The sequence below is a fragment of the Roseburia sp. AM23-20 genome (assembly GCF_003470905.1).
In the GTDB taxonomy this organism is placed as follows: Bacteria; Bacillota; Clostridia; order Lachnospirales; family Lachnospiraceae; genus Roseburia; species Roseburia rectibacter.
Map to the genome: position 1 here is coordinate 53,934 of NZ_QRHS01000020.1, position 22,376 is coordinate 76,309.

Annotated in this window: 23 protein-coding genes; 21 read left to right on the forward strand and 2 right to left on the reverse strand. The window is 43.0% G+C overall.

The window, feature by feature from the left end:
- The first annotated feature begins 106 nt into the window (after positions 1-106).
- Positions 107-1,261, forward strand: a complete 1,155-nt coding sequence (locus DW650_RS14420) for a cysteine desulfurase family protein (RefSeq protein WP_118210313.1) — start codon at positions 107-109, stop codon at positions 1,259-1,261.
- Between the two features lie 87 nt (positions 1,262-1,348).
- A complete protein-coding gene (gene thiI, locus DW650_RS14425) occupies positions 1,349-2,530 on the forward strand; it encodes a tRNA uracil 4-sulfurtransferase ThiI (RefSeq protein ID WP_118210314.1) in 1,182 nt (393 codons plus the stop codon).
- Positions 2,531-2,711: 181 nt separating this feature from the next.
- Here the strand turns inward: thiI and DW650_RS14430 are convergent, their stop codons facing one another.
- Complete coding sequence (locus tag DW650_RS14430; RefSeq protein WP_006857923.1) at positions 2,712-2,942, reverse strand: HPr family phosphocarrier protein; 231 nt, start codon at positions 2,940-2,942, stop codon at positions 2,712-2,714.
- A gap of 99 nt (positions 2,943-3,041) precedes the next feature.
- On the opposite strand from DW650_RS14430, the gene mtaB reads away from it, so the two are divergent.
- The 16 genes from mtaB to DW650_RS14510 all read left to right on the forward strand — a co-directional run bounded on the left by mtaB (position 3,042) and on the right by DW650_RS14510 (position 18,397).
- On the forward strand, positions 3,042-4,349 hold the full coding sequence (mtaB, locus tag DW650_RS14435; RefSeq protein ID WP_117921234.1) for a tRNA (N(6)-L-threonylcarbamoyladenosine(37)-C(2))-methylthiotransferase MtaB: 1,308 nt from the start codon (positions 3,042-3,044) through the stop codon (positions 4,347-4,349).
- A gap of 64 nt (positions 4,350-4,413) precedes the next feature.
- The gene (locus DW650_RS14440) at positions 4,414-4,677 is read left to right on the forward strand and encodes an IreB family regulatory phosphoprotein (protein ID WP_117921278.1); all 264 of its coding nucleotides are present in this window, start codon (positions 4,414-4,416) and stop codon (positions 4,675-4,677) included.
- A gap of 7 nt (positions 4,678-4,684) precedes the next feature.
- Positions 4,685-5,119, forward strand: coding sequence for a Holliday junction resolvase RuvX (ruvX, locus tag DW650_RS14445; protein ID WP_117921233.1), 435 nt, complete (start codon positions 4,685-4,687; stop codon positions 5,117-5,119).
- A gap of 64 nt (positions 5,120-5,183) precedes the next feature.
- Positions 5,184-5,450: a DUF1292 domain-containing protein gene (locus DW650_RS14450; RefSeq protein WP_186899381.1), complete on the forward strand. Its 267-nt coding sequence runs from the start codon at positions 5,184-5,186 to the stop codon at positions 5,448-5,450.
- A complete protein-coding gene (locus DW650_RS14455) occupies positions 5,437-7,191 on the forward strand; it encodes a ribonuclease J (RefSeq protein WP_118210315.1) in 1,755 nt (584 codons plus the stop codon). Before DW650_RS14450 ends, DW650_RS14455 begins: the two co-directional genes overlap by 14 nt.
- Positions 7,192-7,207: 16 nt before the next feature.
- Complete coding sequence (locus tag DW650_RS14460; RefSeq protein WP_117921231.1) at positions 7,208-7,549, forward strand: YlbF family regulator; 342 nt, start codon at positions 7,208-7,210, stop codon at positions 7,547-7,549.
- A 15-nt stretch (positions 7,550-7,564) separates the two neighbouring features.
- Positions 7,565-8,077, forward strand: coding sequence for an endolytic transglycosylase MltG (locus tag DW650_RS14465; RefSeq protein ID WP_118210316.1), 513 nt, complete (start codon positions 7,565-7,567; stop codon positions 8,075-8,077).
- On the forward strand, positions 8,074-8,718 hold the full coding sequence (locus DW650_RS14470; protein WP_118210317.1) for an O-methyltransferase: 645 nt from the start codon (positions 8,074-8,076) through the stop codon (positions 8,716-8,718). The genes DW650_RS14465 and DW650_RS14470 overlap by 4 nt, the downstream gene beginning before the upstream one ends.
- A 39-nt stretch (positions 8,719-8,757) precedes the next feature.
- Positions 8,758-9,993, forward strand: coding sequence for a peptidase U32 family protein (locus DW650_RS14475; RefSeq protein WP_118210318.1), 1,236 nt, complete (start codon positions 8,758-8,760; stop codon positions 9,991-9,993).
- Between the two features lie 64 nt (positions 9,994-10,057).
- On the forward strand, positions 10,058-11,110 hold the full coding sequence (locus DW650_RS14480; RefSeq protein WP_117921227.1) for a lactonase family protein: 1,053 nt from the start codon (positions 10,058-10,060) through the stop codon (positions 11,108-11,110).
- Positions 11,111-11,301: 191 nt separating this feature from the next.
- Positions 11,302-11,964 carry a hypothetical protein gene (locus DW650_RS14485; RefSeq protein WP_117921226.1) on the forward strand — a complete coding sequence of 221 codons (663 nt, stop codon included), beginning with the start codon at positions 11,302-11,304 and terminating at the stop codon, positions 11,962-11,964.
- An 83-nt stretch (positions 11,965-12,047) separates the two neighbouring features.
- A complete protein-coding gene (ytvI, locus tag DW650_RS14490; RefSeq protein WP_117921225.1) occupies positions 12,048-13,154 on the forward strand; it encodes a sporulation integral membrane protein YtvI in 1,107 nt (368 codons plus the stop codon).
- A 179-nt stretch (positions 13,155-13,333) separates the two neighbouring features.
- Positions 13,334-14,614, forward strand: a complete 1,281-nt coding sequence (locus DW650_RS14495) for a BMP family ABC transporter substrate-binding protein (protein WP_118210319.1) — start codon at positions 13,334-13,336, stop codon at positions 14,612-14,614.
- 170 nt (positions 14,615-14,784) lie between these two features.
- Positions 14,785-16,323 (forward strand): ABC transporter ATP-binding protein, encoded by a 1,539-nt coding sequence (locus DW650_RS14500; RefSeq protein ID WP_118210320.1) that lies wholly within the window; start codon positions 14,785-14,787, stop codon positions 16,321-16,323.
- Positions 16,316-17,416: an ABC transporter permease gene (locus tag DW650_RS14505; RefSeq protein ID WP_118210321.1), complete on the forward strand. Its 1,101-nt coding sequence runs from the start codon at positions 16,316-16,318 to the stop codon at positions 17,414-17,416. Before DW650_RS14500 ends, DW650_RS14505 begins: the two co-directional genes overlap by 8 nt.
- Entirely contained in the window at positions 17,417-18,397 is a 981-nt protein-coding gene (locus tag DW650_RS14510; protein WP_118210322.1) for an ABC transporter permease, read from the forward strand.
- 40 nt (positions 18,398-18,437) lie between these two features.
- Here the strand turns inward: DW650_RS14510 and DW650_RS14515 are convergent, their stop codons facing one another.
- Positions 18,438-19,319, reverse strand: a complete 882-nt coding sequence (locus DW650_RS14515) for a LysR family transcriptional regulator (RefSeq protein WP_118210323.1) — start codon at positions 19,317-19,319, stop codon at positions 18,438-18,440.
- A gap of 191 nt (positions 19,320-19,510) precedes the next feature.
- On the opposite strand from DW650_RS14515, the gene DW650_RS14520 reads away from it, so the two are divergent.
- From DW650_RS14520 to DW650_RS14530, 3 genes are read left to right on the forward strand one after another with little or no spacing between them, the layout of a single operon-like run.
- On the forward strand, positions 19,511-20,155 hold the full coding sequence (locus DW650_RS14520) for a YoaK family protein (protein ID WP_118210330.1): 645 nt from the start codon (positions 19,511-19,513) through the stop codon (positions 20,153-20,155).
- 13 nt (positions 20,156-20,168) lie between these two features.
- A complete protein-coding gene (locus DW650_RS14525) occupies positions 20,169-20,924 on the forward strand; it encodes a DUF4866 domain-containing protein (RefSeq protein ID WP_118210324.1) in 756 nt (251 codons plus the stop codon).
- 15 nt (positions 20,925-20,939) lie between these two features.
- Complete coding sequence (locus DW650_RS14530; RefSeq protein WP_118210325.1) at positions 20,940-22,232, forward strand: adenylosuccinate synthase; 1,293 nt, start codon at positions 20,940-20,942, stop codon at positions 22,230-22,232.
- The last annotated feature ends 144 nt before the right edge of the window (positions 22,233-22,376 follow it).

Sequence of the window (22,376 nt, forward strand, 5' to 3'; positions counted from 1 at the left end):
AGAATGAAAACAGTGCGATGAGATGGCGCAGAAATGAAGATTAAAATGCAATATATATAAAGTTTTGTGCACACAGATGAAAATGTGCGGAACAGGAGTAACAAAAATGCAGGCATATCTGGATAATTCAGCAACAACACGCTGCAGTGAACGTGCGAAAGATCTGATGGTAAAAGTTTTGATGGAGGATTATGGCAATCCTTCTTCCCTTCATACGATGGGAGTTGTTGCAGAACGTTATATTAAAGAGGCAAAAGAACGGATCGCAAAAACACTGAAGGCAGATGAAAAAGAGATCCTTTTTACATCAGGAGGTACAGAGTCAAATAATATGGCTCTGATCGGAACAGCACTTGCAAATAAACGTGCGGGAAATCACATTATCACGACATCGATCGAGCATGCGTCAGTACTTTCACCCCTTGCATATCTGGAGGAACAGGGTTTTCGTGTGACCTATTTACCGGTAGATGAAAACGGTCAGATTTCACTGGATGAACTTCGTGATGCGGTCTGTGAGGATACGATCCTTGTTTCCATGATGATGGTCAATAACGAAATTGGTGCCGTTGAGCCGATCGCAGAGGCAGCAAAGATTATAAAAGAAAAAAATCCAAATACGATCATTCATGTAGATGCGATCCAGGCATACGGAAAATACCGTATCTGCCCGAAAAAACTTGGAATTGACCTGCTCTCTGTCAGCGGTCACAAGATTCATGCTCCAAAGGGAACCGGATTTTTATTTATCAAAGACAAGACAAAGATCAAGCCGATCATTTACGGCGGCGGTCAGCAGAAAGGCATGCGTTCCGGTACGGAAAATGTTCCGGGAGTGGCTGCGCTTGGCGAGGCAGCAATGGAGATCTATGAGGATTTTGATACAAAAATTGCCCATATGTATGCGCTCAAAAAGCATTTTATCGAGGAAGTAACCAAAATTGAAGGTGTTACCATCAATGGAAAGACGGGAGAGGATTCCGCACCGCAGATCGTCAGCGTCACGATCCAGGGAGTAAGAAGTGAAGTTATGCTGCACTCTCTTGAGGAAAAAGAGATTTACGTCTCCGCGGGAAGTGCCTGTTCGTCAAATAAACCGGCACCGAGTAAGACATTGCAGGGAATCGGACTTAACAAAGCAGATTTAGAGGGAACGATCCGTTTCAGCTTCTGTGTCAATACGACAGAAGAAGAAATTGATTACGCAGTAGAACAGTTAAAAGAGATCATTCCGTTCCGCAGAAAATTTACCAGACACTGACCGCTCAGAAAAGACAAAAAGAAAGGGCGGAAATACAACTAATAAAGTAATTAAGAAACGATTGTAAAAAGATAGAAAGGAAAAAATATGTACAAAGCATTTTTGATAAAATATGCAGAGATCGCTATCAAAGGAAAAAACCGTTATCTGTTTGAGGATGCGTTAGTCAGCCAGATGAACCATGCCTTAAAAAAAGTAGATGGAACTTTCCGCATCCGCAAGGAGCAGGGAAGAATCTACATTGAAATGGATGGCGAATATGATTATGATGAGGCAGTAGAAGCATTAAAATGTGTATTCGGTATCGTTGGAATCTGTCCGGTTGTCATCTTAGAGGATGAGGGATTTGACAAATTAGCAGAAGAAGTCATCCATCACATTGATGAGGCTTATCCGGACAAGCATTTTACATTTAAGGTAAATGCGAGAAGAGCGCGCAAAAACTATCCGCTTGAGTCCATGGAGATCAATGCACAGCTTGGAGAACGTATCTTAGCTGCATTCCCGGAGACTCGCGTGGATGTGCATAAACCGGAAGTTGTGATCAATGTGGAGATCCGTAACCAGATCAACGTTTATTCCACGGTCATTCCGGGACCGGGCGGTATGCCGGTTGGCACAAACGGAAAAGCAATGCTGCTTCTCTCCGGTGGTATCGACAGTCCGGTTGCAGGTTATATGATCGCAAAACGTGGTGTAACGATCGATGCAACTTATTTCCATGCGCCGCCTTATACATCGGAGCGTGCAAAACAAAAAGTTGTGGATCTTGCAAAGATCGTTGCAAAATATTCCGGACCGATCAACTTACATGTTGTTAATTTTACGGATATCCAGCTCTATATTTATGAGCAGTGTCCGCATGAGGAATTAACGATCATCATGCGTCGTTATATGATGAAATTAGCAGAGCATTTTGCCAAAGAAAATAAATGTTTAGGGCTGATCACGGGAGAAAGCATCGGACAGGTGGCAAGTCAGACTATGCAGTCGCTTGCAGCTACAAATGAGGTCTGCACGATGCCGGTTTATCGTCCGCTTATCGGTTTTGACAAGCAGGAGATCGTTGAGATCTCTGAGAAGATCGATGCATATGAGACATCCATTCTTCCGTTTGAGGACTGCTGTACCATTTTCGTTGCAAAACATCCGGTCACAAAGCCGAGCTTAAATGTTATTCATAATGATGAGAAGAAACTTTCAGAAAAGATTGATGAGCTGATGCAGAAAGCGATTGATACAGTCGAAGTGATTCACATTGAAGCATAGAAGTGTCATTTAAAACAAGAGGTCTAGTGTACTGGCTGCTGATTACACAACATAGATAATCAGCAGCGGATATGCAAAAAAATGTAAAAAGTCTGGATGCAGCAAAAAACCACAGGTACATGACCTGTGGTTTATGTTCCATCTATGTGACACCGCAAACGGTATGACATCTGATCTGTGATTAGATTAAGTATGGTTTTAATGTTTCCATAATCTCATCAACATTAGCTTCAGCATGGATTGCTAAATCGATCGGTTTGGATAAGTCTAAGCTGAAGATACCCATGATGGATTTTGCGTCGATAACATATCTACCGGAGATTAAATCGAAATCATACTCATACTGTGTAATCGCATTGACAAATGATTTCACTTTGTCGATAGAATTTAAAGAAATCTGTACTGTTTTCATGATGAAAAACCTCCTTAAAATTAGCTGTTAAAGTTATCTTTATAGTAATGGTTTTTCATGGAAAAGTCAACAAGTAAATAGATATTATGGAGGTAAAAAATGAAAAAAGCAGCACTGCACAATCTGGGGTGTAAAGTTAATGCATATGAGACAGAAGCTATGCAGCAGATCCTTGAAAATGCAGGATATGAGATCGTTCCCTTTACAGAAATTGCAGATGTATATGTGATAAATACCTGTTCCGTGACAAACATGGCAGACCGCAAGTCAAGACAGATGTTTCACCGTGCAAAAAAGATGAACCCGGATGCCATTGTAGTCGGAGCCGGCTGTTATGTGCAGACAAAAGAGGCACAGGCCATACTGGATGAAAGTATTGATATCGTGATCGGAAATAACCAGAAACACGAGCTGGTAACATTATTAAATGAGTATGAAAAAGAACATGCAAAACAGGCACAGATCGTTGATATCAACCATGAAAAGCAGGAGTATGAAGAACTGCATTTAAAGAAAACGGCAGAGCATACACGCGCATTTATCAAGGTGCAGGACGGCTGTAACCAGTTCTGCAGTTACTGTATCATTCCGTTTGCAAGAGGACGTGTGAGAAGCCGTAAAATGGAAGATGTGTTAAATGAGATAGCAGGACTTGCAGAAAGCGGTTATAAGGAAGTGGTGCTGACCGGAATCCATCTAAGTTCCTACGGAGTCGATACCGGGGAGACATTACTTTCACTGATCGAGCATGTACATGAGATCGAGGGGATCGAGCGTATCCGTCTTGGAAGTTTAGAACCGCGTATCGTGACAGAAGATTTTGCAAAAAGGTTATCAGAACTTACAAAGATCTGTCCACATTTTCACCTGTCCCTGCAGAGTGGCTGTGACAGCGTCTTAAAGCGGATGAACCGCAGATATGACACGGCAGAATATGAGATGGGCTGTGATCTGCTGCGGAAATATTTTGATCATCCTGCGATCACAACGGATGTGATCGTCGGTTTCCCCGGAGAGACTGAGGATGAGTTTAAAATTACAGAAGAGTACCTGAAAAAGATACATTTTTACGAGATGCACATTTTTAAGTATTCGGTGCGTGAAGGTACAAAGGCAGCAGTGATGCCGGATCAGGTGCCGGAGCAGATAAAGACAGAGAGAAGCAATATCCTTCTTGCTTTAGAAAAGAAAATGTCTGAAGAATTCCGGGAATATTATGTCGGGAAAGAAAAGACTGCACTGTTAGAGGAAAAACTTGTGGTGGATGGGAAAACATATTTTACCGGATACACAAAAGAGTATGTCAAAGTGGCATTTGAAACAGAAAAAAACAGGACAAATCAGTTTGTGACCGGAAAGATAAAAGGAAAATTAAAAGACGATATTTATCTTTTGGTTGAATTTTAGGACAAACTATATTAAAATAAAAACTAGCAATGCTTTTTATAGCAGGTATAAGGGCGTGAAAAATATGCAGAATATCAATAATACACAATATTTCAGAGTGGAGAAAGAGCCGGAGCTTAAAGTTGGCGATGTGCTCACGATCGTATATCGTGCATTGAGCGAGAAAGGCTATAATCCTGTGAATCAGATTGTTGGATATATTATGTCTGGAGATCCCACATACATTACCAGTCATAATAATGCAAGAAGCCTGATCATGAAAGTGGAACGTGACGAACTGGTCGAAGAAATTTTAAAGGCTTATATCAAAAATAATCATTGGGAATAGGAAGTTTATGCGGATTTTAGGTTTGGATTTTGGCTCAAAAACTGTCGGTGTGGCAGTCAGTGATGAGCTTTTATTAACTGCGCAGGGACTGGAGATCATAAGACGCCAGTCCCCTAATAAACTGCGCCAGACTTTGGCGAGGATCGAAGCGATTATCGCAGAATATCAGGTGGAGTGTATTGTTCTGGGTTATCCGAAAAATATGAATAACACAGAAGGAGAGCGTTGCGAGAAGACAAAAGAGTTTAAAGAGATGTTAGAGAGACGGACAGGTTTAGAGGTCATATTGTGGGATGAGAGACTGACGACTGTTTCCGCAGATAAACACATGATGGAATCTGGTATCCGCAGGGAAGACCGCAAGAAGTATGTCGATGAGATCGCGGCAGTCTTTATTTTGCAGGGATATCTGGATTATCGGAGTATGCACGCAGAGAAGTAAAAAGGTAATGACAAAAGCCGCAGGTTACAGAATGCGGTTTTTGTGTTATGCATGGAGGATGCACATGGAAAAAGTAACATTTGTGGACCCGCAGACAAAAGAGAGCATTGATTTCTTTGTTGTGGAGGAGACACAGGTAAATGGTACGCGTTATTTTTTTGTCACGGAAGAGGAAGATGGCGACTGTGATGCGTACATTTTAAAAGAAGTAGCCACAGAGGACGATGACGTTGTGTGCGAGATGGTGGATGACGACATGGAACTTGCGGCAGTAGGTAAAATATTTTCAGAATTGATAGAGGATGCGGACATTGAATATGAAAGAGAATAAGGAGGCAGGAATCAGCCAGAATGATTCAAGAAGAGCAGAGAGAACGGAACGAAAAAAGAGAACCAGCGTAAAAGAGACAAAGAAAGAAAAAACTTCAAAACTTAAGATCATTCCGCTTGGAGGCTTAGAGCAGATCGGAATGAACATTACAGCATTTGAGTACGAGGACAGTATCATTGTAGTAGACTGTGGGCTTTCTTTCCCGGAAGATGATATGTATGGAATCGATCTTGTCATTCCTGATGTGACTTATCTGAAAGATAATATTGATAAAGTCAAAGGATTTTTCATTACGCATGGACATGAAGATCATATCGGAGCGATCCCTTATGTATTAAAAGACATTAATGTGCCGATTTATGCGACAAAGCTTACCATTGGTATCATTGAGCATAAATTAAAAGAGCACAATATGCTGACTAAGGTAAAACGCAAGGTCGTAAAATACGGACAGCACATCAATTTAGGATGTTTCCGTGTGGAGTTCATCCGTACGAACCACAGTATCCAGGATGCAGCAGCGCTTGCTATTTATTCACCGGCAGGTATCGTGGTGCACACCGGTGACTTTAAGGTAGACTATACACCGGTATTTGGTGATGCCATCGACTTACAGCGTTTTGGTGAGATCGGTAAAAAAGGTGTACTTGCACTGTTATGCGACAGTACCAATGCGGAACGCAAGGGATTTACAATGTCTGAAAAGACAGTCGGTAAGACCTTTGATGAGATCTTTGCAGATCACAAAAATACGAGGATTATTATTGCAACATTTGCGTCTAACGTAGACCGTGTGCAGCAGATCATTAATACAGCGTATAAATACGGCAGAAAAGTAGTTGTGGAAGGACGCAGTATGGTAAATATCATCGGTATTGCGTCAGAACTTGGCTATATTAACATCCCGGATAATACACTGATCGATATTGAAGAACTGAAAAATTATCCGGACGAAAAAACAGTACTGATCACGACCGGAAGCCAGGGAGAATCCATGGCGGCATTATCCCGTATGGCAAGCGGTATGCATAAAAAAGTTACGATCAAACCAAATGATACGATCGTATTAAGCTCCAACCCGATCCCTGGAAATGAAAAAGCAGTTTCCGGAATCATCAATGAGCTTTCCATGAAGGGTGCGAATGTTATTTTCCAGGATGTGCACGTATCCGGTCATGCCTGTCAGGAAGAGATCAAACTGATCTATTCTCTGGTAAAACCGAAATATGCTGTTCCGGTTCATGGAGAGTACCGTCATCTTTTAGCACAGGCGAGAGTAGCTGAGGAACTTGGAATCAACAAAGATAATATCTTTATTCTGATGTCCGGTGACGTGCTTGAGTTAGATGATGAAAAAGCGGAGGTTACAGGAAGAGTCCACGTCGGCGACATCATGGTCGACGGACTTGGTGTCGGTGATGTCGGAAATATCGTACTTCGCGACAGACAGCATCTTGCAGAGGATGGAATCATCATTGTCGTGCTGACATTAGAGAGCGGTTCCGGACAGGTACTTGCAGGACCGGATATCGTATCCCGCGGTTTTGTTTATGTCAGGGGTGCAGAGAGTCTGATGGAGGATGCAAAGCATCTGCTTGAGGATAAGATGCAGTATTGTATGGACAGAGGAATTACCGACTGGGGCAAGATCAAAAATGAGATCAAGGATTCCTTAGGTGATTTTGTATGGAAAGAGACAAAGCGCAGACCTATGATCATGCCGATTATTATGGAAGTGTAGGAAGGACAGATGTATCATGAGCAGAATGGATGAAGCCATGCAGGAATTAGTCGAGGCAGTCAAATTCAGCGAGGAATATATCAGATATCAGGATATCAAAAACAGAGTGCACAATCAGCCGCAGTTAGAGGAGCAGATCCATGCATTCCGTCAGAAAAATTATCTGCTGCAGAACAGTGATGGCAATGTGGATCTTTATGATGCAACGGATAAGATGGAACAGGAATACCGTGAGTTCCGGAAAAATCCGCTTGTTGCAGAATACCTTGCGGCAGAAAATGCCATTTGCCGTGTAGTACAGAAGATTAACTGGACGCTGATAGAAGAATTGGATTTTGAGGTTGGATTTGAGGAATAGTCTGGAGGATTTCATATGAAGCTGAATAAACTGGTATTAAAATTTGTCAGTATCAGTTTTTCTATTCTGGTCATGCTGCTTGTCGTGATCGGTCTGATAAAACTTGGAAGTTTTTGTTATGATTTCGGTTATCGTGTCTTTACGGAAGGACCGGTGGAAGAAGAACCCGGTACAGATGTGTCCGTAGATGTAACGGATGATCTGTCAGAATATCAGATTGGAAAGCTGTTAAAAAAAGAGGGGCTGATCCGCGATGCAAATCTGTTTTATGTACAGCTTCGTATGTCAGCATATCACGGTAAGTTAAAGGCAGGAACCTATACATTAAATACATCCATGACGGCAAAAGATATGATGGCAGTCATGGCGGCAGAGGCTGAGGAGAGCACTGAGAGTACAGAAAATACAGAGTATGAAACAGATTCTGGTTCAGCTGGACAGTCATCTTCGGATGGAACTAAGACAGATGGTGCCGGTGAAGAAAGCCAGAACACAGATGAAAATGAACAGGCAGGAGCAGACGAGTGATAGTAGATGAACGTCTGGTCACTTATATCAATTCACTTGATACAGGGAATACCAGTATTTTAGATCAGATAGAAAAGGAAGCACTGGATAGTTATGTGCCGATCATACGGAAAGAGATGCAGCAGTTTTTAAAACTGCTGCTTGCAATGAAATGTCCGATGCGGATTCTTGAAGTGGGAACTGCAGTCGGATTTTCTTCCATCTTGATGGCAGAATATGATCCGGTGCCATGTGAGATCACAACGATCGAGAATTATGAAAAGAGAATCCCGATCGCAAAAGAGAACTTTATCCGTGCGGGAAAAGAAAAACAGATTACACTGCTGGAGGGAGATGCTGCGCAGATTCTTCCGACATTGACGGAAACCTACGATTTTATTTTTATGGATGCTGCTAAGGGTCAGTATATTCATTTTATGCCGGATATTTTAAGACTGCTTGGCTCCGAAGGAACATTGGTTTCGGATAATGTACTGCAGGATGGTGATATCATAGAATCACGTTTTGCAGTCACGAGGAGAAACCGCACGATCCATAAGAGAATGCGTGAATATCTGTATGAACTGACGCATGATGAACGCCTTGTCACGGCAGTGTTGCCGATCGGTGATGGAGTGACTGTGAGCACATGGAAGAAATAGAAAGGGTGCATCGAAAAGATGCGAAAGGACAGGTAAGTTATGAGAAGACCGGAGCTTTTGATACCGGCAAGCAGCCTTGAGGTGTTAAAAATTGCAGTAATCTATGGTGCGGATGCCGTGTACATCGGTGGCGAGTCTTTTGGACTCCGTGCAAAAGCCAAGAATTTTTCCATGGAGGAAATGAGAGAGGGAATCCGTTTTGCACATGAACATGAGGTAAAAGTATATGTGACTGCAAATATTCTTGCACATAATGATGATTTAGAGGGTGTAAGGGAGTATTTCAAAGAACTGGCTTCTTTTCCAAAAGAGGAAAAACCGGACGCACTTATCATCGCAGATCCCGGCATATTTATGATCGCAAAGGAAGTATGCCCGGATATTGAACGTCATGTCAGTACGCAGGCGAACAATACCAACTATGAAACATACCGTTTCTGGTATAGACTCGGTGCAAAACGTGTGGTATCGGCGCGTGAACTTTCGTTAAATGAAATAAAAGAACTTCGTGCAAATATACCGGACGATCTTGAAATCGAGACATTTATTCACGGTGCGATGTGCATTTCCTATTCCGGAAGATGTCTTTTATCCAATTATTTTACCGGACGTGATGCCAATCAGGGGGCATGCACACATCCATGCCGCTGGAAATATTCCATCGTTGAGGAGACAAGACCGAATGAATATATGCCGGTTTATGAGAATGAACGTGGCACTTATATATTTAACTCAAAGGATCTCTGCATGATCGAACACATACCGGAATTAATGGAAGCGGGTATTGACAGTTTTAAAATTGAGGGTAGAATGAAAACAGCACTATATGTTGCGACTGTGGCAAGAACCTACCGCAAGGCAATCGATGATTACAAAGAGTCACCGGAGCTTTACAAAAAGAATCTGCCATGGTATTTAGATCAGATATCCAACTGTACTTACCGCCAGTTTACGACCGGATTTTTCTTTGGAAAGCCTTCCGACGAGGCGCAGATCTACGACAATAACACTTATTTAAAAGAATACACATATTTAGGAATTGTTGGGGAGCAGAACGAAGATGGGCTTTACCGGATCGAACAGCGCAATAAGTTTTCGGTCGGTGAAGAGATCGAGATTATGAAGCCGGATGGTGAAAATCTGACGGTGACAGTGAAACGGATCATGGATGAGGATGGAGCGGACATGGAATCAGCACCGCATCCAAAACAGGTTTTGTATATTGATCTGGGACATCCGCTCGAGAAGTATGATATTTTACGAAGAAAAGAGTAGGGAGGAAAAGCGTGCCCGGCTTGCTGGGCATTGCTCCTGCAAAAGGCATAAGGAGGATAAATGTATGGAAAAATATGTGGCATATGTGGGAACCTATACGCATGAAAACAGTGTCGGAATCCATATTTATGATGTGGATGTGGCAAATGGCAGCATGAAAGAACGTAAAGTAGTGCCGATCAATAACCCGTCGGATCTTGTTGTATCAAAGGACAGAAAGTTCCTTTATTCGATCGCAGATGAAGGTGTAGAGGCATTTAAAGTGCTTCCGGATGGAGATCTTGAGGCTGTAAACAAGCAGTGGATCGGCGGTATGAGAGGATGCTATGTGGAAGTAGATGATGAAAAACGTTATCTGTTTGTAGGCGGACATCATGACGGACGTGTGACAATGATGCATCTGGAGAAAGATGGCAGCATTGGAACGATTGCAGATGGTATTTTCCATAAAGGAATGGCACGCGGAAGCGACAGACGTACCAACACACCACATGTTGACTGTGTAAAACTGACACCGGATCAGAAGTTTTTATGTGCAGTTGATAACGGGTTAGATCAGGTTAAGATCTATCGTGTGGATTATACTTATGGTAAATTAAAACTGGTGGATATCATTCGTGGACCGCTTGAGTCTGCGCCGAGAATGATCCGTTTTTCCAGAGATGGAAAATATGCTTATATCTTGTATGAGCTGACACATGAGATCGAAGTGTACAAATACTCCGTTGAAAATGAACAGCCACAGTTTGATAAGATCCAGACGATCACAACACAGGGAAAGAAAGAGGAAGATATCTGTGCCGCATCCGGTATGGAGATCACTAAGAGCGGAAAATATCTCTTTGTTTCCAATGCCGGTGTGAACACAGTGGTTGCATATGAGATCGATCCTGCAACAGGTATGCTGACACAGGCATTCCGCACTAAAGTAGACAGTGATTATCCGAAAATGCTTGCAATTTATCCGGATGAGAAACATTATCTTACTGTAAATAATACATCCAATGATATCGTATCTTATACGATCAATTATGAGAAAGGTTTCTCTCTGCAGAACGGTGCGCCGGTCAAGGTTGATAAGCCAAACTGTATCTATATTTTAAAATTAGAAGAATAAAAAGAGTTCCATATGGCATGCCATATGGGCTACCATATGGCATGAATAGCACAGCAAAAGATAGCAAAATACCCACAGAATACCATAAATGGTGTGCTGTGGGTATTTTTTACACGAAACTTCTAAAAAAATGAAGAATATAAAATGTTTTCGGAAAAGAAGTTTTTAGTTTGATTTTAGGGGGAAAAAATTTGAAGAAGAATGTTGTTGGTTTAATAGGTATCTTAATTGTTATGTCATTAACTGCTTGTGGTAATAAAACAGAAATTTCAGAGGAGACAACGCAGAATGATGTACAGACAGATATGGTATATAACGCTTATAAAAACAAAATGACCGCAGAAGAACTATTGGATGCATTTATCGATGGTTCAGTAGACGCAGTTGATACCGCAGATCCGTCATCTGCATGGAATATTTCTGATCTAAATAAGGATTCACAGGGAGAGGAGTTGTATTCGATAGGGGAGAGAGTCGATCTTGATAATGACGGAGAAAATGAACTGGTTATCTGTGGTCCTTATGGCGGAATATATTTAGATTGCCGTGATGATAAGGTATACGAATTTGCCAGAGGAGACGGCAGTGCGATTGTACTTTCCTATACTTATTACAATGGAGATGTATGGATTATGTACAGCAATGACATGAATGCAGGATATGAAACCTATCATATGGAAAAGTATGAAGGAGCGGATAACCTGGCTGCAGAAATGAACTTTGGTGAAGAACTCATAGATGAAAATGATCCGGATTCTGGAATGAAATATTTCTGGAATGGAAAAGAAGTTTCGAATGACGAATATGACGCATTCTGCAGTAAGATTTTTGCGGCACAGGAAAATACAAATTAAAAGTACACATGGCATAGATCCCATCCAAAACGGATATAGTAATAAAAGATCAATAAGGCAGCAGTAAAGGAAAAGGGTGGGCGATGAACAGGGAAGAACGGTTGAGACGTCAGAAGGAATTTCTGATCAGCTTTGCATTTGGAGCAGTGTGGCTTGTGATCTTATGGGTAGTATTAAAAGCGGCGGGATCTGTGCTTTTCCCGTTTCTGGCAGCCTTTGCAGTGGCGGCGCTATTGGCTGGAGCAGTAAAGTTCATTACGGAGAGAACACATATCAAAAGAGGAATCGTGGCGGTTACAACGGTTCTTTTCTTTTATATACTTCTGGCAGCCGTCCTTTATTTTGCAGGCAGTTATCTGGTGAGGCTGATCTATGATCTGACGCGGGAGCTGTCTGTCTTTTTTTCGGATACAGTTGTGCCTGTTATGCAGCGTTTTTATCAGTGGGTGGAACGTTTGTCAGTTGTGTTTTATCCGGTAGGGCAGACTGAAAAAACGCAAGGATTGCAGGATGTTGGTGCGGAGTCAGCACAGACGATAAAGAATGCAGGCAAGCTGATGTCGGGCATCTCAGATGGTGTGATCGACGGGGTGTCCGGGATGGCAGCAGGAATACCGGGATTTTTTATGAAACTTCTGATCACAGTGATCGCAACGGTATTTATGGAACTGGAATTTCCACAGATCAGGGCATTTTTAAAGCGGCAGATTCCGGCGGAATACCAGCGTGCGTTCCGGGATGGAAAAAATTATGTGACAGGGACGATGGGAAAATGCATTATCTCTTATTGTCTGATCTTCGGGATCACGTTTGCGGAACTTGTGGCAGGTCTGTTTTTGCTTGGAATCAAAAATGCATTTGCCATTGCATTTATTATTGCGGTACTTGATATCCTTCCGGTGCTTGGAACCGGTACAGTGCTGATCCCGTGGGCGGTACTCGCCTTCGCATCGGGAAGGATCTCTACCGGAGTCGGTGTGTTCGCGCTTTACCTTGTAATAACAGTCGTGCGGAATCTGATCGAGCCGAAACTGGTGGGAAAACAGATGGGGTTATCGCCGGTGATCATGCTGCCATGTATGCTGATCGGTTTAAAATTTTTTGGAATCATCGGTCTGTTTGTAGTACCGCTTCTGGTTTCATTTCTGAAACAGTTGAATGACAGAGGGATTATAAAAATGTTTCGTTAAGCTGGGAACCATAAGTTTGTGGAATGATAAAAATAACCTCCGCTTATAAATGAAAAAATTTTGCGTTAAAAATTGAATTTTCCGGGAAATACGACGAAAATTGCATTGACGGAAAAAATTCTCTATGCTAAATTTACTCATGTATTTCTATTAAGTAGTGATACAGGAGGATGAAAAAAATGAAAAAAGCATTAAGCGTATTATTGACCATGGGACTTACCGTTTCCATGCTGGCAGGATGTGGCTCAAATGGAACTGCTGACAACACATCAGCAGACAATGCATCAGATAATAATGCAGCAGACAGTACTGTAGCTGCAACAGAGAGTGGAGCAGCGGCTGGCGAGGCAAAATCGGCATCGGATATCAAGGTAGGTGTCATGTACATTGGTGATGAGAACGAAGGATATACAGCAGCACATATGGCTGGTATCGATCAGATGATGAGCAATCTTGGATTATCTGAGGATCAGGTCGTAGAAAAAACTCTGATCCCGGAAGATGAATCTGCTTATGATGCAGCAGTTGATTTAGCAGATCAGGGATGCAACATTATTTTCGGTACAAGTTTCGGACATGAGAGCTACCTGCTTCAGGCAGCAGCAGAGTACCCGGATGTTCAGTTCTGTCATGCAACCGGATATCAGGCAGCGTCTTCCGGACTTTCAAACATGCACAACTATTTTGATTCTATCTATGAGGCACGTTATGTTTCCGGTGTTGTTGCAGGTATGAAATTAAATGAGATGATCGCAGACGGAACAATCACAGAAGATACAGCAAAGATCGGTTATGTTGGTGCATTCCCATATGCGGAGGTTATTTCCGGATTTACTTCTTTCTATTTAGGAGCAAAGAGCCAGTGCCCATCCGTAACCATGGAAGTACAGTATACAAACAGTTGGGCAGACATGTCCGGTGAAGCAGAAGTTGCAGCAAAACTGATCGATGACGGATGCGTTTTAATCAGCCAGCATGCAGATACGACAGGAGCTCCAAGCACCTGTGAGGATAAGAAAGTACCATGTGTTGGTTACAACGTTGACATGACAACTGTTGCTCCGGATGCAGCACTTACTTCTCCGACAAATAACTGGGGCGTTTATTATACACATGCAGTACAGTGTGTATTAGACGGTACACCGATCGAAACTGACTGGTGCCAGGGATTTTCAGAGGGCGCAGTTGATATCACACCGATCAATGAGGCAGTTGCAGCAGAAGGAACCGATGCAAAAGTAACAGAAGTTGAAAATGCAATTAAAGATGGTTCTATCCATGTATTTGATACATCCGCATTTACTGTAAATGGTTCTTCTTTAGAAGATCTGATCGCAGAGGGCGGTGATTATGCAAAATATGCAGATTATGTATCTGACGGATACTATCATGAGTCAGAGCTTGCATCTGCTCCATCTTTTGATATTATTATTGATGGTATCACTTCTGTGACCAACTAAGAGCATCTGCGGTGCAGAATGAATGATTAAGATTTTTAGCAGAATATAATTCTGCCATAATGCAAAAGAGCATGTCTGAATGAATGCTTTTTGTATCATAAATAAGCGGAACTGTGAAAGGACAGACCTTTTATCACAGTTCCGCAGTTTACGTTAAAGGAGGACTGTTTGTGGAACCGGTAAATGCGATTGAACTTTTGGGAGTCACCAAACGTTTTGGAGAGGTTGTCGCAAATGACAATGTAAATCTGACAGTGAGAAAGGGAGAGATCCTTTCTATATTAGGAGAGAATGGTAGTGGAAAGACTACGCTGATGAACATGCTCTCCGGTATTTATTTCCCGGATGAGGGAGAAATCCGTGTGAATGGGAAAACCGTGACGATCCGGTCCCCGAAAGATTCCTTCGAACTTGGAATTGGAATGATTCATCAGCATTTCAAGCTGATCAATATCCTGACAGCCGCCGAGAATATTATTTTAGGTCTGACGGGAAAAGAACGCCTGAATTTAAAACAGGTGGAAAAAGAAGTCAAAGAACTGACAGACCGCTATGGTTTTGACTTAAATCCATCCCAGAAAATTTATGATATGTCCGTTTCCCAGAAACAGACCGTTGAGATCGTAAAGGTTTTATACCGTGGCGCGGATATTCTGATCTTAGATGAGCCGACTGCCGTTTTAACACCGCAGGAGACTGAAAAATTATTTGCGGTATTGCGCAACATGCGTGCCGCAGGAAAATCCATCATCATCATCACACACAAGTTAAACGAAGTATTAGAGCTTTCTGACCGTGTGGCAGTGCTTCGAAAAGGAAAGTACATAGATACGGTGGAGACAAAAGGTGCAACGGTAGAGTCTCTAACTGAGATGATGGTCGGTGAAAAAGTAACGCTTGATATCAACCGTACCGAACCGGAAAATGCAAAAAAACGAATTGAGATGCGCGGTGTGACATGCCGGAACAAGGAAGGTTTAAAAGTATTAAAAGAGACTTCCTTTACCGCATACAGCGGCGAAATTCTCGGTATTGCAGGAATTTCCGGAAGCGGGCAGAAAGAACTCTTAGAGTCTGTGGCTGGTTTGCAGCCGATCGAGAGTGGTGAGATCCTTTATGAGTCACCGGAGGGAAAAGTCGAAAAAATCTCCGATATGAAGGCGGAGGATATCAAAAAACTTGGTATCGCCTTATCCTTTGTCCCGGAGGACCGTCTCGGAATGGGATTAGTCGGTTCCATGGATCTGACTGATAACATGATGATCCGCAGTTACAAGGAAGGAAAACATTTCTTTGCAGACCGTAAGGCACCGAAGAAACTGGCACAGGAGATCGTTGACAAACTTGAAGTCGTAACGCCGGGTGTTGAAACTCCGGTCAGCCGTCTTTCCGGTGGAAATGTCCAGAAAATTCTGGTAGGACGGGAGATCGCAAGCAATCCGAATGTGCTGATGGTAGCATATCCGGTGCGCGGACTTGATATCAATTCTTCCTATACGATCTATAATCTCTTAAATGACCAGAAGAAAAAGGGAGTTGCTGTCATCTGTGTCGGCGAGGACTTAGATGTGCTCTTAGAGCTGTGCGACAGGATACTTGTGTTAAATGGCGGAAGAGTTTCCGGTATTGTGGATGCGAGAAGTACCACAAAAGAAAAACTCGGACTTTTGATGACAGGTTCGGGAGAGGAGAAACAGGCAAATGAGTAAAGAAGTAAAAGAACCGGCAGTTCGTATGATAAAACGGGATACGATAAGCACTGCTAAAGCATGGGGAATCCGTCTTATAGCTGTTGTATTATCGCTGATCGTTGCAGGACTTGTGATCGTTTTGATCACAAAACAGAATCCGCTTCAGGTATATCTTGGTATCGTAGATGGTGCGGTTGGAAGCAGCCGTCGTGTGTGGGTGACGATCCGCGAGACATTAGTACTTTTATGTATTGCGATCGGACTGACGCCTGCATTTAAAATGAAGTTCTGGAATATCGGAGCTGAGGGACAGATCTTAATGGGAGGTATGGCAACCGCCGCACTGATGATCTATGCGGGGGATGCAATGCCAAACTGGCTTCTTCTGATCCTGATCTTTATTGCAAGTGCCACAGCAGGTCTGATCTGGGGATTGATCCCGGCAGTGTTTAAGGCATATTTTAACACAAATGAGACATTGTTTACGCTGATGCTTAATTATGTGGCAATGCAGCTTGTAACATTTGCCATTGTATTCTGGGAGAATCCATCTGGTTCGAATACGGTCGGTATTATCAATGCAGCAGGACAGAAAGGATGGTTCCCATCTGTGTTTGGAAATATGTATGGACTGAATGTGATCGTGGTTCTTGTCATCACACTCGGTATGTATGTATACATGAAATACAGTAAACAGGGATATGAGATCGCTGTTGTCGGAGAAAGCCAGAATACCGCGCGTTATGCCGGCATCAATGTAAAAAAAGTAATCATCCGTACCATGATGATTTCCGGTGCAATCTGTGGTCTTTCCGGCTGTCTGATCGTCAGCGGTGCAAGCCATACGATTTCTACAAGTACAGCAGGCGGACGTGGATTTACCGCGATCATCGTAGCATGGATGTCTAAATTTAATCCATTTGCCATGATCTTAGTATCTGCATTTTTAGTATTTATGCAGCAGGGATCGATCCAAATCGCTTCCCAGTTTGGTTTAAATGAGAATGCATCAGATATCATTACAGGTATTTTGCTGTTTTTCCTGATCGGATGTGAGTTTTTTATTAATTACAGACTGGAATGGAAAAAGAACCATAAGGAGGGAAAATAAATGAATCTGCTTATGACATTTATACAAAAAGCAATCGGACAGGGCGTTGCGATATTATTCGGTGCGACCGGAGAGATCGTGACAGAAAAGTCCGGTAACTTAAATCTTGGAATACCGGGTATCATGTACATGGGTGGTATTGCCGGTCTGATGGGTGCTTTTTTCTATGAGAATGGCAATGAAAATCCAAATGGATTTATTGGTCTTTTGATCGCCTTTTTTGCAACACTGATCGTAGCTGCGTTAGGCGGACTGATCTATAGTTTTTTAACGATCACACTGCGTGCAAACCAGAATGTTGTCGGTCTTGCGCTTACAACATTTGGTGTAGGTTTTGGTAACTTCTTTGGTGGATCTATCTCAAAACTTGCAGGAGGTGTCGGACAGATTTCCGTACAGACAACAGCGGCTGCGTTTCGTGCAAAGATTCCGGGACTTTCCGCGATTCCTTTTGTCGGAGATTTATTATTTTCCTATGGATTTCTGACCTATTTGTCCGTGATCCTTGCGGTATGCATGACTTATTTTCTGAAAAAGACCAGACGCGGATTAAACTTACGTGCAGTCGGAGAGAGCCCGGCAACCGCAGATGCTGCAGGTATCAATGTATCGAAATATAAATATATTGCAACCGTGACAGGGGCAGCAATAGCAGGTCTTGGCGGACTTTATTTTGTCATGGAATATCTAGGAGGAACCTGGTCAAACAACGGTTTCGGTGACCGCGGATGGTTAGCGATCGCACTTGTTATCTTAGCACTCTGGAATCCGGATCATGCGATCTGGGGATCATTTCTTTTTGGCGGACTTTATATTTTATATATTTATCTGCCGGGACTGACACGTGCAACACAGGAACTTTGCAAAATGCTTCCTTATGTAGTAACGATCATTGTGCTTGTTATCACAAGTAAACGGAATAAACTGGAAAACCAGCCGCCGGCAAGCCTTGGAGAGGCATATTTCAGGGAAGACCGGTAATAGTTCCGGGAGAGGTGCGGGATATACGTTCTGCATAAAATCAGACAGAAAGAAAAGAAATCACTTTGCGGACAGCAGCACTTATCTGGGTGCTGCTGTTTGTGACTAAACATATTTCACGTTCCGGGATAGGCTCCACAAGGCGGATCGCGTAGGCATTGCCGCGTGCGATCGCTTCCGCAGCGAGCTCTTCCGGATAAAAACCGATACCGAGGTTGTGTGTGATCATCGGCAGGATCTGGTCGGTGGTAGCAGCCTCCATATCCGGTGCGAACATCAGACCGTGACTTAAAAAATAACGGTGATACAATTCTCTGGTCCCGGTGCCGTCGGCAAGCCCTATAACCGGTATTCCGGAAAGATCATTTAAGCTTCGGATCTGTGAAGCCAGTTCTTTATATTTTGTTCCCCCAATCAGAATCTCACGGTAGGAGGCAAGGTGCGTTTTGTGCAGTGGCTTTTGGATGGCGAGCGGTGAGGTGACGGCTGCAAAATCGACAACTTTGCTCTCTAATGCTAAAATTGCCTGTGGTGTGGAGTGATTGAAAATACGGATGCGTACATGAGGATATTGTTCATGAAAACGTTCTAACACCGGAAGCAGCCGCAGGCGTAACGCATTTTCGCTGGCTCCGATGGAAACCAGTCCATTTTCGAGTTCCATGTTCTGACGGATCTCATCTTCCCCAAGCGAAAGCTGCTCATAGGCGATCGCAACATGTTCATATAATCTTTTCCCTTCGGGAGTCAGTGTGATACCCTTGTTGGAACGTAAAAAAAGTGTACAGTGTAATTCTGCCTCCAGGTTATTCATGCACCTTGTGATATTTGGCTGGTTATTGTGCAGTGCCTCGGCAGCTCTGGTAAAACTTTTATATTGTACAACATAGTAGAAAATACGGTAATAGTCGTAAGTGATCATGCGGTGTTTGTCTCCTGTGATTTTTATTTTTCCATATAAAAATTATATGACAGATATATCAATAATACTTTTTGCATCTGATAACAGGGATACTATAATACAGACGATGTGAGAAATCAATGCGAAAAAAGGAATAAGAGGTGAGAACATTGGCTTTGAATCAAAATGAGCCAAGGAGTACCAAAGTGCAGATGTCGGAGGCGTTTATCACGAGTGTGTTTCTGGCACTGTCCGGTGGATTTCAGGATGCGTACACATATTTTACGAGAGATGGCGTGTTCTCGAATGCACAGACCGGAAACGTGGTACTCATGAGTCAGCATTTTATGATGGGAGAGTGGAGTGAGGGATTGCGTTATCTTCTTCCATTGCTCGCATTTGCAGTCGGTGTGTTCGTGGCAGAGCGGATACAGGGAAGTTTTAAGTATGCGAGAAAACTGCACTGGAGACAGTCAGTATTACTCTGCGAAATTGCGATTCTGATGCTGGTCGGATTTCTGCCGGAAAAACTGGATATGGCAGCAACCGTCCTGGTTTCGTTTTCCTGTGCCATGCAGGTACAGACATTCCGGAAAGTCGGCGGATATTCCTATGCGAGCACAATGTGTATCGGAAATCTGCGGAGCGGGACAGCAGCATTTTCACTGTACCTCAGGGAAAAACGTCCCGAGCAGATCAGACAGGCACTTTACTATTTTGGAATCATTTTATTCTTTGCAGTCGGTGCGGGAATTGGAGGTAATCTGTCTGTGCGGTACGGGTTCCATGTGATCTGGATATCTGGTGGACTTCTGTTGATCAGTTTTCTGCTGATGTTCTTAGAAAAGATTAGATAATGGAGGGAAAAGGATGGAGACAATATTTCCAAGAGAAGAAAAAGCAGATCTGTTGTTTGATAAAATTTTGAAAGATCCGGAAGCCTGTGAGCGTCTGATGCAGACTTTTTATGGAGAAATTGATTCGGATCTTGAACTGGTGGGGGGATATCTTCCGCCGGAACAGTTTGCAAAGGCATTGTTTGATGCCTATAAAAACCGGGATCTGACAGCATTTTTGATGGCAGTCTGCAAAAACAGCATGTTTGACTTACTGCGCAACTCATTTTTAGCACCGTTCCGCTTTAATGCGGACGGACAGATCAATCCGTATCTGCTCACAGACGAGGATGGAAATCTGATCCAGACAAAGGAGATCCATGTGAGTGAAAAAGATTATAACCGGTTTAAAAAGGTATTCCGGAAAGAGAAAGGTGTAAAGATGTATCTTGCATACGGATACCGCAAGCGTCACAGTTATAATGCAGATACGATGGATGTGATGGAATATAAGATGGGTGAGCACATCGGTCTTTTGCTTGTCTATGAATTGCCGGATACGGTAAAACAGCAGAGGACGGAAGCACAGGCATATGCGGCAGTGTGGGATATCATGATGAAACTGCAGAAAGACCTGCCGCGTTCTTTTGTTTATTACGGACAGGATTCGTTGGAAGATGAGGGACAGCGGTTTGATGAACTGGGTGTATTTCTGCCGATCCACCGTTTCTCGGATCGGCTGGAAAAGAGTATTGACCGTGCAGAAAAAATCGTTCATGGAGAAATATAAAGGAGAGTGAGTATTATGTTAACAGCAGTAACAGGTATCAACTGGGGAGACGAAGGAAAAGGACGTATTGTAGATTTACTGAGTGAACACGCGGACTATGTAGTCCGTTATCAGGGAGGCAACAATGCAGGACATACCGTAGTGACAGATAAAGGAAAATTTGTATTGAATCTGCTGCCGTCCGGTATCCTGCACCCGGAGGTCGTCTGTGTGCTTGGCAACGGAATGGTCATTGATCCGGATCACTTAAGACATGAGATCGAGATGATGCGTTACATGAATGTAAAAATCAGTCCGGAAAATTTAAAGATATCGGAAAAGGCGACCGTCTGCATGCCATTCCACGTCAGACAGGACGTTTTAGAGGAGGAGAGACTCTCTAAGACCGGTGAGGCATTTGGTTCCACAAAAAGAGGAATCGCCTATGCCTATGGCGATAAATATATGAAGAAAACGCTTCGGATGGGTGATCTTTTATATCTGGATTCGGAAGTGATCAAAAAACGAATCGCAATGATCGTGGAGAGTAAAAACCTGATCCTTGAAAAGGTATATGGTCAGAAAACGCTCTCGGTAGAAGAAGTCATGGACTGGTGCCGGGGACAGGCAGAATTTTTAAAACCATATATTATCGATACGGGGGCACTTTTGGAAAAGGCAGCTGCAGAAGGAAAAGACATCCTCTTCGAGGCACAGCTTGGCGCATTGCGTGACATTGATTACGGAATTTATCCATACACATCCAGCTCCAGTACTATCGCAGCCTATGCGACGATTGGTGCAGGCATTCCAAAGAGACAGCCGGATCGGGTTGTGGGAGTCATGAAAGCATACTCAACCTGTGTCGGTGAAGGTCCGTTTGTGGCAGAAAAGGCAGCAGGCGAAGAATGGAATGAAAAATTAAGAAAAGCAGGAAATGAATTTGGGGCAGCAACCGGACGTCCGAGAAGGGTCGGACCATTTGATGCAGTTGCGAGCCGATATGGATTACAATGCCAGAATGCAGGGGACATTGCCCTGACAAAACTGGATGTATTAAGCAGCTTTGAAAAGATCCCTGTTATCACTGGATACCGTGTAAATGGAAAACTTATCACGGATTTTCCAACCAATATCCTGCTTGATGATGCAATGCCGGAGATTGAGATGTTAGACGGATGGAATTGTGACATTTCATCCTGCCAGAACTGGAATGATCTTCCGGAAAATGCAAAGAAGTATATTGAAAGGATCGAAGAGCTGATCGGACATTCCATTTATCTTGTTTCCACCGGGGCAAAAAGAGATGCATATTTACTGAAAGAGTAAAAAAGAAAAGGCTGACAGAAAGGATTCGGTAGGTGAATTTGCATCTGTCAGTCTTTTTTCTATAGAATATGTTATTCGCCAAATACTGGTTTGCGGGTGACATGAGTTTCCTCGTGTAGGGTGGTTCCGGGGGTTTTCGATTGG

What these genes read in the sequence shown, in the direction of transcription:
- ruvX (WP_117921233.1), top strand. Translation starts at nt 4,685, where the DNA reads ATGCGGATTTTAGGTTTGGATTTTGGCTCAAAAACTGTCGGTGTGGCA.
- DW650_RS14440 (WP_117921278.1), top strand. Translation starts at nt 4,414, where the DNA reads ATGCAGAATATCAATAATACACAATATTTCAGAGTGGAGAAAGAGCCG.
- DW650_RS14515 (WP_118210323.1), bottom strand. Translation starts at nt 19,319, where the DNA reads ATGATCACTTACGACTATTACCGTATTTTCTACTATGTTGTACAATAT.
- DW650_RS14465 (WP_118210316.1), top strand. Translation starts at nt 7,565, where the DNA reads ATGAAGCTGAATAAACTGGTATTAAAATTTGTCAGTATCAGTTTTTCT.
- DW650_RS14510 (WP_118210322.1), top strand. Translation starts at nt 17,417, where the DNA reads ATGAATCTGCTTATGACATTTATACAAAAAGCAATCGGACAGGGCGTT.
- DW650_RS14525 (WP_118210324.1), top strand. Translation starts at nt 20,169, where the DNA reads ATGGAGACAATATTTCCAAGAGAAGAAAAAGCAGATCTGTTGTTTGAT.
- ytvI (WP_117921225.1), top strand. Translation starts at nt 12,048, where the DNA reads ATGAACAGGGAAGAACGGTTGAGACGTCAGAAGGAATTTCTGATCAGC.
- DW650_RS14430 (WP_006857923.1), bottom strand. Translation starts at nt 2,942, where the DNA reads ATGAAAACAGTACAGATTTCTTTAAATTCTATCGACAAAGTGAAATCA.
- DW650_RS14480 (WP_117921227.1), top strand. Translation starts at nt 10,058, where the DNA reads ATGGAAAAATATGTGGCATATGTGGGAACCTATACGCATGAAAACAGT.
- DW650_RS14420 (WP_118210313.1), top strand. Translation starts at nt 107, where the DNA reads ATGCAGGCATATCTGGATAATTCAGCAACAACACGCTGCAGTGAACGT.
- DW650_RS14495 (WP_118210319.1), top strand. Translation starts at nt 13,334, where the DNA reads ATGAAAAAAGCATTAAGCGTATTATTGACCATGGGACTTACCGTTTCC.
- DW650_RS14475 (WP_118210318.1), top strand. Translation starts at nt 8,758, where the DNA reads ATGAGAAGACCGGAGCTTTTGATACCGGCAAGCAGCCTTGAGGTGTTA.
- DW650_RS14455 (WP_118210315.1), top strand. Translation starts at nt 5,437, where the DNA reads ATGAAAGAGAATAAGGAGGCAGGAATCAGCCAGAATGATTCAAGAAGA.
- DW650_RS14450 (WP_186899381.1), top strand. Translation starts at nt 5,184, where the DNA reads ATGGAAAAAGTAACATTTGTGGACCCGCAGACAAAAGAGAGCATTGAT.
- thiI (WP_118210314.1), top strand. Translation starts at nt 1,349, where the DNA reads ATGTACAAAGCATTTTTGATAAAATATGCAGAGATCGCTATCAAAGGA.
- DW650_RS14530 (WP_118210325.1), top strand. Translation starts at nt 20,940, where the DNA reads ATGTTAACAGCAGTAACAGGTATCAACTGGGGAGACGAAGGAAAAGGA.
- DW650_RS14505 (WP_118210321.1), top strand. Translation starts at nt 16,316, where the DNA reads ATGAGTAAAGAAGTAAAAGAACCGGCAGTTCGTATGATAAAACGGGAT.
- DW650_RS14520 (WP_118210330.1), top strand. Translation starts at nt 19,511, where the DNA reads ATGTCGGAGGCGTTTATCACGAGTGTGTTTCTGGCACTGTCCGGTGGA.
- DW650_RS14460 (WP_117921231.1), top strand. Translation starts at nt 7,208, where the DNA reads ATGAGCAGAATGGATGAAGCCATGCAGGAATTAGTCGAGGCAGTCAAA.
- mtaB (WP_117921234.1), top strand. Translation starts at nt 3,042, where the DNA reads ATGAAAAAAGCAGCACTGCACAATCTGGGGTGTAAAGTTAATGCATAT.